The following is a 12,374-nucleotide window of genomic DNA, read 5'->3' on the forward strand; positions in this document are numbered from 1 at the left end:
GGGGTCTTGCGAAGAACGATACGCGCCACAGCCGCCATAACCGGTATCAGCAATACAAACTGCAGAAGCGATGACAGATTGGCCAGAATGTTCAGCCCCATCATCTGCTCTATGGCTTCCGGATCATCCGCGATGGTTTCAAGATTGGCGAACATCCAACTCAGCATCGGGATCACCGGAATAACCGGCACGACCACCAGTAATGCGCCCCAAGCCAGAACCCACCACGGGTGCGCCCGTATCAAGGCAAAACTGTCCTCGAACACCTTACCGATATCGTATTGAACATGCATGTGACGGAATCCCTCTCCCTGACCCGAAACAGAGATTAGGCGATGTTGGTTCAACATGACAGCGGCCCTTTTCACCGCTAAAAGCCGCTGCATGTCCACCCAATCCCCTATTCGCCCCGTCCACGTTATTGGCGGCGGCATGGCCGGTTCCGAAGCCGCATGGCAGATCGCCAATGCCGGTGTCCCAGTCATCCTGCACGAGATGCGTCGCGACGAGACGGTCGCCGACGGCTCGACCGTCGAGATTCGCACCGACGCCCACCAGACTGCCGGTCTGGCCGAACTGGTATGCTCCAACTCGTTCCGATCGGACGACTGGGAGTATAATGCTGTCGGCCTGCTGCATCAGGAAATGCGCGAGCTGAACAGCATCATCATGGCCTGCGGTCATGACCATCAGGTCCCCGCCGGTGGTGCGCTGGCTGTGGACCGTGACGGCTTCTCGGATGCCGTGACCAAGAAACTGTCCGAGCATCCGCTGATCACCATCGTGCGCGAAGAAGTGGCCGGTATCCCGCCCGAAGAGTGGGACAATGTCATCGTCGCCACCGGCCCGCTGACGTCACAAGCACTGGCCGATGCCATCCTCAAACTGGGTGGCGAAGAAGGGCTCAGCTTCTTTGACGCTATTGCCCCGATCGTCCACGCCGACAGCATCAATTTCGACATTGCGTGGCGCCAGTCGCGCTATGACAAGGAAGGCCCCAGCGGCGAAACGGCGGCCTATGTCAACTGTCCCATGGATAAGGAGCAGTACGACGCCTTCATCGACGCCCTGCTGGCCAGCCCGACCGCTGTGTCCAAGGAATGGGAACACGTCCCCTATTTCGATGGCTGCCTGCCCATCGAGGTCATGTCCGAGCGTGGTCGCGAGACCCTGCGCCACGGCCCGATGAAGCCGGTCGGCCTGACCAATCCTCGCAACCCTACCGTGAAATGCCACGCCATTGTTCAGCTGCGTCAGGACAACGCCCTTGGCACGCTGTACAATATCGTCGGCTTCCAGACCAAGATGAAGTACGGGGCCCAGACCGAGGTCCTGCGTATGATCCCGGGTCTGGAAAATGCACAGTTCGCCCGTCTGGGTGGCCTGCACCGCAACACCTATTTGAACAGCCCCAAACTGCTGGACAAGCAACTGCGCCTCAAGGCCATGCCGCGTCTGCGCTTTGCCGGTCAGGTCACGGGCGTCGAAGGCTATGTCGAGAGCGCCGCCATGGGTCTGTTGACCGGTCGTCTGGCTGCGGCGCAGGCACTGGGCAAGGCTCTCTCCGTCCCGCCGCCGGAAACGGCCATGGGCGCTCTGGTGGAACACATTACCGGCGGTCACATGTCGGGTTCGAAATTCCAGCCGATGAACATTAACTATGGTCTGCTGCCGCCATTGGAAGCGCCCAAGGTTGATGAAGAAGGCAAGCGCATCCATCCCAAGGAACGCGGACGCGCCAAAAAGCGCCTGCAAAGCATACGCGGCCTTGAAGCGCTTAAAGCTTGGCGCGACGCCAACGCCTGATCTGGCCCGAACAAAAAAAGAAGGCGGTGACCACGGTCACCGCCTTTTTCTTATCTCACAGCGTTGATCAGAACCGACGCAGACCACATCACAATCGGCGGACTGGCGATGATCAGGGCCAGTTTGTACTGCCGCCGCATCAGCATCCACCATGCGATCAGCGGGCAGATCATCAGGCTACAATACGGGACCATGGTCAAAAGCGCTGTTCCCAGCGGCACTGTTCCAGCCCGAAATCCGCCCCACACCAGAATGACCGGCAGCAGCCCGACAATCGTTCCGGCCAGACCAAACAAGGTTGTCACCGCCAGCCACATGGAGGCGGGTTTTCTAAGGTGTGCTTCAGACATCAGATACGGCCCCTCACCGTGTTCCAAAAGAGTTGCAGCCGTTTGACAGGTTCCGGTGCCGAACGCGACAGGCTGGCATGGGCCACGGCAGGAAAAGCCTTGGATGGAAGAGCTTTAAGCGCCTTATTGGCCAATGCGCGCGCGGCCTTGGCTTCGGACTCCTGTCCGGTCTGCATCAGGCCAAATACCTTACCTGCACCGGCAACAGCCTCGCCATAACCAGCGCCGACCAGCACATGGACTGCGGTCTGCATCGGTGCGGTAAAGAACGCATCAAGATCGTGGGGCTGTTTGTGCACCCGACCGATATGGGCCTCGATCAGCGCATCAAAGGCGGTCCGCTCCAGCCCGCGTCGCGCCACCATTTCAGTCATGGCTTCCAGTATCGGATGGCCTTTGCGCGGCGTATTGGCAAACACACCATCCAACTGTTCCGCCCACCATGTGAACCGCATCTCGGCCAGCATGGGCTGAGTGACGCGGGTCGGAATGGCCAACAGCTCGGCCTCGAATGCATAGAGGGTGATAAGGTCGGCGCGTGCCTGCAGGTCATCGACAAAGCGGCTGGACAGCCAGCGGTCGAGATCGGCCGCGCGGACCTGTGCGTCTAGATCAACGGAAGTCATGTTGACTATGCCATGCGGCACACCGCGCCATGGTGCAAGCCCGAAGCGTCAAACCATGCCGCACCCAAAAAGAAACCCGCCCTTTCTGATGAAAGAGCGGGTTTGTACTTTCAGGCATCGCTATACTTACGGACGGCTAGCCATGCCAAGTTTGATCGGCTTGGTGTCGTTGCTATCGCGATCGATATTACCGCGCTTGACGCCCCACAGCAGCACGACCGGCGTACCGACATAGATCGACGAGAAGGTACCGATGACGATACCGATCATCAGAACGATCGAGAAGTCGAACAGAGCCGCACCGCCGAAAATCGCCAGCACAGCCAGAACGCCAACGGCCGTTACACCGGTGATGATCGTACGCGACAGGGTTTCGTTCAGCGACAGGTCGATAACTCCCTTGAGCGGCATGGTTTTGTACTTGCGCAGGTTCTCGCGCAGACGGTCGAACACAACCACGGTATCGTTCATGGAATAACCGATAACCGTCAAAATGGCGGCCACGGTGTTCAGGCTGAACTCGAAGCGGAACAGAACGATCAGACCAAAGGTCAGGATCACATCGTGAAGCAGACCGATGATCGCACCGAAGCCGAACTGCGGCTCAAAGCGGAACCAGATGTAGAGGAACATCAGGAAAATCGCCGCGCCCAGAGCATAGATACCCGAACGGAACAGCTCGCCCGAAACCTTGGAGCCGACGACGCTGACACCCGAATAGGTGACTTCGCCAACCGAGTCGCTGATCGCTTTTTCAACGCGGGCAACGATTTCGGACTGGTTCTGACCATCCGGAATCTGGAAGCGGATCAGGGCGGCAGCATCGCTGTCGATACCCTGAACCTGAACGTCGCCAAGACCGAGATCGTCCATGGCATTACGGACTTTATCCAGTTCAAGCACCTGACCGGCAGGCTTGCTGACTTCCATCGAGGCGCCACCACGGAAGTCGATACCCAGGTTCAGACCCGGATAGAAACAGCCCACGATAGAAGCCACACAGAGCAGCACAGCCAAACCGCCCATAAATTTGGCATGCTTGACGAAGTGGAATTTCGTTGTCTGCGGAAGCAGTTTGATGAGAGGCCATCCACGCATCGGCATTACTCCGCAATCGGCAGTTTTTTGGGCTTGGCCACTTTGAGCCAGTAGCCAAGCAGAACTTGAGCGACCATCACCGACGAGAACATCGAGGTGAAGACGCCAATGGTCAGTGTCCAGGCAAAGCCGCGAACCGGACCGGCACCGAACATGAACATGATCAATGCGGCCACCAGGGTCGTCAGGTTGGCGTCAACAATCGTGCCCATGGCGCGGTTAAAACCGGCATCCATGGTCGCAATCGGTGAACGTCCCAGACGGGCCTCGTCACGCATACGCTCGTAGATCAGAACGTTGGCGTCCACGGCCACAGCAAAGGTCAGCACCAGACCGGCAATACCCGGCAGGGTCAGCGTCGCGCCGATCATGGACATTGCTGCCACGATCAGGATGCCGTTCAGGATAAGACCCAGAACCGAGATACCGCCGAACAGGAAGCCATAGGCACCGATCATAAAGACGATGATCAGGCCAAAGCCGATCATGGTCGAAATGGCACCGGCCTTAACAGCATCAGCCCCCAGTTCCGCAGTAACCACGCGGCGCTCTTCCACCTTCAGAGGAGCCGGAAGCGCACCACCATTCAGCAGGTTCACCAGTTCCGAAGCGGTCTGGATCGAGAAGCTGCCGGTAATCTGGCCGGAGCCGCCTGTGATCGGCGACTGGATCGTCGGAGCCGAGATAACCTTGCCGTCCAGAATGATGGCAAATGGCTTGCCGATATTCTGGGCGGTAGCCTCGCCAAAGCGACGTGCGCCCTGCCCGTCAAACTGGAAGTCGATAGCCGGACGGCCCGACTGGTCGGAGCCGACATTGGCGCGAGTCAGGTTTTCACCCGAGACCAGCACGCGGCGCTTTACCAGATACGGCGTGCCGGCATCATCGGCCAACAGTTCCGAATCCGGTGCCACACGGCCAGCCAGTGCATCCTGAAGTCCGGTCGCGCTGGTATCAACCATCTGGAAGGTCAGCTGGGCGGTTTGGCCCACCAGACGTTCCAACTCGGCCGGATCGCTCTGCCCCGGAGCCTGAACCACAATGCGGTCAGCGCCTTGACGGGTGATCGAGATTTCCTTGGTGCCCGAGCTGTCGAGACGACGGCGTACAACCTCGATCGACTGATCGACGGCGGTTGCACCCATATTGGCCATGGCCAGATCGGTGAAGCCGTAGCGGATACGGTTGCCACTCAGACGCGAAACCTGACGGTCAGAAACGCCGGTCGAACCGACACCCGTATTGACCATGTCGCGCAGGGTTTTCAGCGCCGTATCGAACTGGGCACCATCGGCCACAGTGATAACGACACCGCCATCCTCGCGCTGCAGATTGCCGATGTTGACGCGTTGCTCGCCCAGCGAGACACGGACATCTTCAATCAGGTTGTTTACGCGCTTTTGGCGCATGGCGGGAACATCGACTTCCAGCAGGAGGTAAGAGCCCCCCTGAAGGTCAAGACCGAGGTTCACGCCGTTTTTCGGCAGCCAGCCCGGCAGCGCATCGCGCTGCTCGGACGTGAGCATGCTGGGGAAGGCCAGCAGTAGCCCGAAAACGAGCGACAGCACGACCAAGACGACTTTCCAGCGTGCAAGCTGAATCATGTCAGGGCTTCTCCGGGCGGCTTAGAGCCGTTGTAAAAAGGGGCTTAGCCCTTGTCGTTGGCGGCGATAGCGGTGCGGTTACGCACGTCAGCGATCATGGAACGAACCACGCGGACCGAAACGCCCTGGGCGATGTCGACCATCACTTCGGTTTCTTCAACGCGGGTAACCTTGCCGACCATACCGTTCGACAGAACCACTTCATCACCGCGCTTCAGAGCCTTCAGCGTGGACTGATGTTCCTTCATGCGCTTTTGCTGCGGGCGGATCATCAGGAAGTAGAACAGGACGAAAATCAGAACGAGCGGTGCGAACTGAATGATAGCGCCCATCATGCCGGGATCTTGGGTATTCAATGTAAGGCTCCCCATACTGAGCCTCTTCCCACCGTGGGGGGCTCAATGGATTTAAGGCGCGAAAACTAGGGTGCGCCGAGTGCATTTGCAACGCGACGTCATGTCGAGAGCGGATCATTTCAACCAATCCGCCCCCGATAATGTCACTTTGTCGCGATTTTAGCGCGGAAGTACGCTCTGCGGGTCAACAGCGACCGGATCATCACCGCGCATCTGGCGCACTTCGTAGTGGATCGACGGACGCCCGTCGCCAGCCGTCGTGCCCACAGTTCCGATAACCTGACCGGCGCGAACCTGCGCACCGTCACGAACCGTAGAAGAGCCAAGATGGCTGTAAACCGTGCGCCAGCCATCGCGGTGTACGATCAGAACCGTCAGGCCCTGCCCTACAATGTCGTCGCCCACATAGGCCACAGTGCCGTCTGCCGAAGCCTTGACCTCGGAACCGGCCGACGCGCCGATATTGATGCCGTTATTGCGCTCCCCCATGCCGGTCGGGCCAAAGCGACGCAGGATGTCACCGCGCACAGGCCATTGCAGGGCAATGTTCTGGCCCAGGGCAGTAGCCGGTTGCGATGGCGCTTGCGGACGCGCTGGCGTCGGTGCTGGCGGTGTGCTTGCTGCTGGCTGGCGGGCAACCGGCAGGGGCGCATTTCCGCTCGGCGGCGGCGGTGGCGGCGGTGTCACGCCCTCCACGCGGCCCACGACACCCGAAGGAGCCGGACCCGTCGCATAGGGATCGGTGCCGCCGTCCACTGCCGTCGTCGGCAGGATAATCCGCTGACCCGAGGTAATCGCACCGCGCGGGCCAAGCCCGTTCAGCTCGATCAGGGTTTGAACCGGCGTCTGGAAACGACGGCCCACGCCGGAAATCGTATCGCCGGGCTGAATGATATAGGCCGAGCCTGCCTGAACGGGCCCAGACGAGGCAGGCGGCGTCACGCGCACCGGTTCACCCGTAGACGGATATGCCGGTCCCGACGAAGCGGGCGGCAGTCCGCCCCCTGCAATATTTCCCGCCGAAGCAATCGGTCCCTGCTCTACCGCTGGCGGTGTAGCAGGCTGGTAATAGGGGTTGTTCGGCTGTTGGACCGGTGCAGCAGGTTGCTGCTGGGGACGGTTGCTATACGGGCTTTGGCCATAAGGCACAGGTGCCTGACCGTTCGGCACCGGACGCGTCGAATAGCGCGGCTCTTGCGGATAGGTCGAACAGGCGGCGAGCGTCAGCGCACTCCCTGCCAGCAATCCCGCTTTGATCCAGTTGCGGCTGCCCAGCATGCCCGTCTCCATCTTGTAATTCACATCTATCAACCGGCCTTGCCGGATTCGCGGCAGACTGAAACGGTTAACTTGTGCGAAAATGGGGCGGAATAGTTAAGGGCGCGTTTACCCTTCTTTGGCGGTGCCTTCGACCAGAGGCACAAAGCGCACCTCGCACAGGCTTTCGCGGGTGAAACTGCCGTCCGGTTGTCCGGTATAACGGTTCAACATCTGCACCGATGTACGCCCCACCGGAGCCACCAGAACCCCGCCGGGCTTGAGTTGTTTCAGCAATTCGGTCGGTTCGTGCGGCGATGCCGCTGTCACCATAATCCGGTCAAACGGTGCCTGCTCGATCCAGCCCACGCCACCATCACCATGGCGGGTAAACACATTTTCGAGACCCAGACGTTTCATCTTGATTTCCGCTTCGGTCAGCAGGCTTTTGTAGCGCTCAACCGTATAAACAAAACGGGCCATGTAGCTGAGCACCGCGCACTGATAGCCACTGCCCGTGCCGATCTCCAGCACACGATGGCGCGGCCCGACCTGCAGGGCCTGGGTCATCAGGCCGACAATAAAGGGCTGGCTGATGGTCTGGGCACAGTCGATGGGAAGCGCCTGATCTTCCCATGCCTGATCCAGAAACCGCTCATGTACGAACAGGGAGCGATCCACCTGTTCCATCGCCGCAAGGACGCGCGCATCGGTGACACCCTGCCGCCGTAGCGACAGGATCAGGCGTCCGGCACGGTCGTCCCCTAATGTCATTGTTCGTGCGGTCCCTTGGGTGGTGCGCCACCCAGCACTTTCTTGAGATCGTTGATCATTTGCGTGTGCGTCAGATCGATTTGCAGCGGTGTGACCGAGATACGGCCCTCTTCCATTGCGCGCAAGTCGGTGCCTTGGGCATGTTCGTGCGGCTGGCCACGGAAGGCCATCCAGTAATACGGACGCCCGCGCAGATCGTCACGGCGAATGGCATGCAGTTCGCCAATGTCGCGGAAGCCCTGACGGGTGATTTCAACGGTCTTGACCAGTTCCGGCGGAAGGCGCGGGAAGTTGACGTTCATGATCACGCCCTCCGGCCACTTCTGCTCCAGAAGCTTCTGGATTATGCCCGGCGCAAAGGCTTCGGCGGTTTCCCAATGGGCAACCGCCTCGTCATGGAAACGCTCCAGCGACTGCGACAGGGCAATCGAGCGGATGCCGAAAGCCATTCCTTGCAGCGCACCGGCGACCGTGCCCGAATACGAAGTGTCCTCGCCGACATTGTGGCCGCGATTAACACCCGACAGCACCAGATCGGGCTTTTCAGGCATCAGTTCGTTGACGGCCAGAATAACGCAATCGGTGGGGGTGCCCGTCACCGAGAAACGCTTGTCACCCAGCTTGTTGACACGCAGAGGCTCGGTCAGGGTCAGGCCACGGCCCTTACCCGACTGCTCAACCGCAGGGGCCACAATCCACACATCGTCCGACAGGGCGCGGGCGATGTTTTCAAGACAGGTCAGGCCTTCGGCGTCGATGCCGTCGTCATTGGTCAGAAGAATACGCATGATACTCGCTTAGGCAGCGTTGATGGCGGTCAGACCGCCCATATAGGGTTGCAGCACGGCAGGCACAGCAATCGAGCCATCTTCGCGCTGATAGTTCTCCATCACGGCCACAAGCGTGCGACCAACCGCCAGACCCGAACCGTTCAGGGTGTGCAGGAACTCGGTTTTCTTCTCGCCTACGCGCTTGAAGCGGGCATCCATGCGGCGCGATTGGAAGTCACCACAGTTCGAGCAGGAGCTGATCTCGCGATAGGTGTTCTGCGACGGCAGCCACACTTCGAGGTCGTAGGTCTTGGTGGCCGAGAAGCCCATATCGCCCTTGCACAGCAGAACCTTACGGTACGGCAGTTCCAGCGCCTGAAGCACAGCCTCGGCACAACCGGTCATGCGCTCGTGCTCGGCCTCGCTGTCTTCCGGCTTGCAGATCGACACCATTTCCACCTTCTGGAACTGGTGCTGGCGGATCAGGCCACGGGTATCACGACCAGCCGAACCCGCCTCGGCACGGAAGCAATAGGTCAGCGCCGTCATGCGGATCGGTTGGGCGACCTCTTCGTCCGGCAGGATTTGCTCGCGCACGAGGTTGGTCAGAGAAACTTCGGCGGTCGGGATCAGCCAGCGGTTGCCCGTCTCGCCATCAACCGGAACCGAAGGATCGCCATCGGCAGCGCGGAACAGGTCTTCTTTAAACTTCGGCAGTTGCCCCGTGCCGAACATGGCAGGGTCTTTAACCAGCAGCGGCGGGTTCACTTCGGTGTAGCCGTGCGTGTCGGTTTGCAGGTCCAGCATGAACTGGCCGATGGCGCGCTCCATACGCGCCAGTTGGCCTTTCAGCACCGCAAAGCGCGAGCCGGACATCTTGGCCGCGCCTTCGAAATCCAGCATCTTGAGCGCTTCGCCAAGGTCGGCGTGGTCCTTGGCCGGACCTTCGGTGCGCGGAGTGCCCCATTTGGACACTTCGACATTGTCGTTTTCGTCTGCACCATCCGGCACATCGTTAGCGGCAAGGTTTTTCAGGCCCGCCAGCAGGTCGCGTAGTTCGCCACCCTTGGCGGCTTCCACTTCACCTGCTTCGGCAATGTCGTTCTTGAGGGTTTCGACCTCGGCCTTCAGACGGTCGGCCTCGGCCATGTCCTTCTTGCCCATGGCCGCACCAATGGCCTTGGAGGCCGCATTGCGCTTGGCCAGTGCTTCCTGACCCTTGGTCTGGGCAGCACGCAGGGCTTCATCCAGTTTCAGGATGCTCTCGACCATGCTTTGCGCGTCATCGACGCCACGCGACGACCAACCGGCCACATAGAGGTCGGGGTTGTCTCGGATCGCTCTGATGTCGTGCATGGTCTTGGCCTGTATCTGGGGCAAAGGTTGGAAGAGCGCCTGCTCTACCGCCCCCTGCCCCATCAGGCAAACCCCGTAGGGCCTCAAACGCTCAAAGAGTCCTGCAATCGATCAGGATGCGCGCTGCGCACGCACCTTGATCGTGACCTCGATGGCCTTGGACACCCAGCTTCCCGCCGCATCCGACGCCATACCCAGATCAAAGGCTGTGCGGTCCAGTTCGACCTTGCCCTCGACCGTGGCCACGCCCGATGCCTCGTCAAAGGTGAACGGCAGAACCACCGGCACGGTCATGTTCTTGATTCGCAGGGTGCCGCGCGCCTCGAAACGATTGCCGCCCAGCGCCGTAAACTTGTCGGCCTCGAAACGAGCCGTCGGATAGGTGGACGGATCGAACCATTCGGCACCGCCCAGCGAGCCGTCCTTGGTCGCATCACCCGTCTTACCCGAGGCGGTCGAGATGGTCACCACCGCCTTTGAGCCCGCCAGATCAGCCGGATCGAACCAGACCTTCGCGTCCCATTGACCGAATGTTCCGGTGAAAGGCGCGCCCGAATGGGTGCCGCTAAACTCGATCTTCGACTGCGCCTTGTCGATATTCCAAGCTTGGGCCGTACCCGCCACCACATCGGCATCTTGCGGAGCCGAAGCCGCTACGGGGGCCTTTGCTGGGCCTTCCGCCAATGGAGCCGGACGCGCGGCAATCGCACCGGCAACCGCCAGAGCGACAATCAGTCCAAGACCCGCCAGACGCTCGGCCCATTTGGTCGAGGTCGCAGGTTCACCCGCCGTCGGACCATCAACATGTTTGAACACCGGCACCATATGGGCCAGCACGCCATCGCGGTTCAGGAACTGGTGTTTAAGAGCCGCACCAACATGCAGCGCCACCAGAACCACCGCGCCCCATGCCATCAGGCTGTGCGCGCCCATGCTGGCAAAGGCGATGTTCCGACGCACAGCCTCGGCTGCATGTTCGACAAAACCGATATGAGAAATACCGAACAGACCAAACCAACTGGTCGCCACCGCCAGCGGATGATCGGTCGTCACCGCCCAGCCCGAGGACACATAGATCCACCCTGTCAGCGGCATGGCGATCATCAGCGCATAAAACGCCACATGGGTTGCCCGCGCCGCAAACTGCTCCCAGCCCTTCATTTCCAGCGGCAGCGCCGGAACCGGATGGGTCAAACGCCACAGCACACGCAGAACGGTCAGGGCCAAAATCAGGAATCCGACCGACTTGTGGATCTGGAACACCCGATAGGCCAGCGCCTGTTGCGACGGATCATTAATCGCATCGCTCATCCACCATCCCATCGGGATCATGGACAGGATCGCAATCGCAATCAGCCAATGAAGCGTGATGGCGACAACAGAATAACGGTTCGGGCGCACGGTCATGATCAGGCTCGGATGTCGTGAAAAATGAAACGGGCGGAGCTTTTGGCCCCGCCCGAAAATCATACTCTAGGCTTAGGCAGCCGGAGCAGGGGCAGCCGCCGGAGCGACTTCCTGAACGAACTCGCCATCAAACTTGATGGTCGCGACATCGCCCACATAACCGGCAGGCATACCGAAATCGCTACGCTTGAAGCTGCCTTCAGCCGAGAAGCCGAGGGTCGGAACCTGAAGGAACGGGTGCTTTTCGATCTCGCCGCCGAAGGTCGCCTTCAGGGTCAGAGGCTTGGTGACACCCAGGAAGGTCAGATCACCGGTCACATCAGCCGTACGCGGGCCGGTCAGCTCGACCTTGGTGGACTTGAAGGTGATTTGCGGGAAGGCACCGGCGTTCAGCTTGTCAGCAGCCTTGGCAATGTCCTCGCTCCAGCTCTTGAAGCCGGTGGCAGCGTGGGTGCCGAGGTAATCGCCGGCATAGTTCGCATCAACCGAGGCCGGATCGATGGTCGCTTCGATCGTCGACTTCGACAGGTCGGCAGCATCCAGAACCAGCTTGGCCGAGAAGGTGTTGAAACGGGCGGTGTAGTTGGAAACCGAGTTATGCGGCACCGACCATTGCAGGCTGGCATGGGTCGGATCCAGATTATAAACGCCCGACGGAGCCTTCAGCTCGACCGGAGCGGTAGCCGCAGCATCGGTCGTGTCCGCAGCAGGCGTAGCCGATTGGCCGCAAGCGGCCAGAAGAGCGGCGGCCGAAATAGCAACAAAAGCAGCTTTGATCTTCATGAGTAGGTATCCCGGATAAGGCCTGCCCTCATGGACAGGTGAATTGGCGTAACGGCCCTCGCCGCTAGTCCGTAACAGTATATGTTGCGAATAGAAAACCGCAACCCTTTCGGTGCCAAAAAAATCTTTGCGTGAACAAGAATGCGCCAGATGCGCCTTGGTGCCATCCGTCCTATCTTATGAATCA

General features: G+C 60.0%; 13 protein-coding genes. 1 reads left to right on the forward strand and 12 read right to left on the reverse strand.

Annotation, left to right across the window (positions count from 1 at the left end; all coding sequences use genetic code 11):
- Positions 1-293, reverse strand: a 293-nt coding sequence (locus RSB01_RS09325; protein WP_332625359.1) for a hypothetical protein, incomplete at its 3' end; no start/stop codon positions are given.
- Positions 294-384: 91 nt separating this feature from the next.
- Here RSB01_RS09325 and trmFO point away from each other — a divergent pair.
- A complete protein-coding gene (trmFO, locus tag RSB01_RS09330; RefSeq protein ID WP_332590751.1) occupies positions 385-1,806 on the forward strand; it encodes a methylenetetrahydrofolate--tRNA-(uracil(54)-C(5))-methyltransferase (FADH(2)-oxidizing) TrmFO in 1,422 nt (473 codons plus the stop codon).
- A gap of 50 nt (positions 1,807-1,856) precedes the next feature.
- Here trmFO and RSB01_RS09335 read toward each other — a convergent pair whose 3' ends face one another.
- From RSB01_RS09335 to RSB01_RS09385, 11 genes are all read right to left on the reverse strand, one after another.
- Positions 1,857-2,156 (reverse strand): hypothetical protein, encoded by a 300-nt coding sequence (locus tag RSB01_RS09335; protein WP_332590752.1) that lies wholly within the window; start codon positions 2,154-2,156, stop codon positions 1,857-1,859.
- Positions 2,156-2,782 (reverse strand): squalene/phytoene synthase family protein, encoded by a 627-nt coding sequence (locus RSB01_RS09340; protein WP_332590753.1) that lies wholly within the window; start codon positions 2,780-2,782, stop codon positions 2,156-2,158. Before RSB01_RS09340 ends, RSB01_RS09335 begins: the two co-directional genes overlap by 1 nt.
- A gap of 126 nt (positions 2,783-2,908) precedes the next feature.
- Positions 2,909-3,886: a protein translocase subunit SecF gene (gene secF, locus RSB01_RS09345; RefSeq protein ID WP_332590754.1), complete on the reverse strand. Its 978-nt coding sequence runs from the start codon at positions 3,884-3,886 to the stop codon at positions 2,909-2,911.
- Entirely contained in the window at positions 3,886-5,484 is a 1,599-nt protein-coding gene (gene secD / locus RSB01_RS09350; protein ID WP_332620146.1) for a protein translocase subunit SecD, read from the reverse strand. Before secD ends, secF begins: the two co-directional genes overlap by 1 nt.
- Positions 5,485-5,528: 44 nt before the next feature.
- Positions 5,529-5,816 carry a preprotein translocase subunit YajC gene (yajC, locus tag RSB01_RS09355; protein WP_167177766.1) on the reverse strand — a complete coding sequence of 96 codons (288 nt, stop codon included), beginning with the start codon at positions 5,814-5,816 and terminating at the stop codon, positions 5,529-5,531.
- A 183-nt stretch (positions 5,817-5,999) separates the two neighbouring features.
- Positions 6,000-7,142 (reverse strand): M23 family metallopeptidase, encoded by a 1,143-nt coding sequence (locus tag RSB01_RS09360; RefSeq protein ID WP_332590756.1) that lies wholly within the window; start codon positions 7,140-7,142, stop codon positions 6,000-6,002.
- 84 nt (positions 7,143-7,226) lie between these two features.
- Positions 7,227-7,871: a protein-L-isoaspartate(D-aspartate) O-methyltransferase gene (locus RSB01_RS09365; RefSeq protein WP_332620147.1), complete on the reverse strand. Its 645-nt coding sequence runs from the start codon at positions 7,869-7,871 to the stop codon at positions 7,227-7,229.
- The gene (surE, locus tag RSB01_RS09370; RefSeq protein ID WP_332591377.1) at positions 7,868-8,659 is read right to left on the reverse strand and encodes a 5'/3'-nucleotidase SurE; all 792 of its coding nucleotides are present in this window, start codon (positions 8,657-8,659) and stop codon (positions 7,868-7,870) included. The genes RSB01_RS09365 and surE overlap by 4 nt, the downstream gene beginning before the upstream one ends.
- 9 nt (positions 8,660-8,668) lie before the next feature.
- Complete coding sequence (serS, locus tag RSB01_RS09375; protein ID WP_332591376.1) at positions 8,669-9,997, reverse strand: serine--tRNA ligase; 1,329 nt, start codon at positions 9,995-9,997, stop codon at positions 8,669-8,671.
- A 111-nt stretch (positions 9,998-10,108) separates the two neighbouring features.
- On the reverse strand, positions 10,109-11,404 hold the full coding sequence (locus tag RSB01_RS09380) for a YceI family protein (RefSeq protein WP_332591375.1): 1,296 nt from the start codon (positions 11,402-11,404) through the stop codon (positions 10,109-10,111).
- A 72-nt stretch (positions 11,405-11,476) separates the two neighbouring features.
- A complete protein-coding gene (locus RSB01_RS09385; RefSeq protein WP_332591374.1) occupies positions 11,477-12,187 on the reverse strand; it encodes a YceI family protein in 711 nt (236 codons plus the stop codon).
- Between the last annotated feature and the right edge of the window lie 187 nt (positions 12,188-12,374).

This window comes from Brevundimonas sp., assembly GCF_036659295.1.
Classification (GTDB): Bacteria; Pseudomonadota; Alphaproteobacteria; order Caulobacterales; family Caulobacteraceae; genus Brevundimonas.

Excerpts from the sequence above, each read along its gene's own strand:
- RSB01_RS09335 (WP_332590752.1), bottom strand. The coding sequence starts at position 2,156 with ATGTCTGAAGCACACCTTAGAAAACCCGCCTCCATGTGGCTGGCGGTG.
- RSB01_RS09340 (WP_332590753.1), bottom strand. The coding sequence starts at position 2,782 with ATGACTTCCGTTGATCTAGACGCACAGGTCCGCGCGGCCGATCTCGAC.
- RSB01_RS09380 (WP_332591375.1), bottom strand. The coding sequence starts at position 11,404 with ATGACCGTGCGCCCGAACCGTTATTCTGTTGTCGCCATCACGCTTCAT.
- secD (WP_332620146.1), bottom strand. The coding sequence starts at position 5,484 with ATGATTCAGCTTGCACGCTGGAAAGTCGTCTTGGTCGTGCTGTCGCTC.
- surE (WP_332591377.1), bottom strand. The coding sequence starts at position 8,659 with ATGCGTATTCTTCTGACCAATGACGACGGCATCGACGCCGAAGGCCTG.
- yajC (WP_167177766.1), bottom strand. The coding sequence starts at position 5,816 with ATGGGCGCTATCATTCAGTTCGCACCGCTCGTTCTGATTTTCGTCCTG.
- secF (WP_332590754.1), bottom strand. The coding sequence starts at position 3,886 with ATGCCGATGCGTGGATGGCCTCTCATCAAACTGCTTCCGCAGACAACG.
- RSB01_RS09365 (WP_332620147.1), bottom strand. The coding sequence starts at position 7,871 with ATGACATTAGGGGACGACCGTGCCGGACGCCTGATCCTGTCGCTACGG.
- RSB01_RS09385 (WP_332591374.1), bottom strand. The coding sequence starts at position 12,187 with ATGAAGATCAAAGCTGCTTTTGTTGCTATTTCGGCCGCCGCTCTTCTG.
- trmFO (WP_332590751.1), top strand. The coding sequence starts at position 385 with ATGTCCACCCAATCCCCTATTCGCCCCGTCCACGTTATTGGCGGCGGC.
- serS (WP_332591376.1), bottom strand. The coding sequence starts at position 9,997 with ATGCACGACATCAGAGCGATCCGAGACAACCCCGACCTCTATGTGGCC.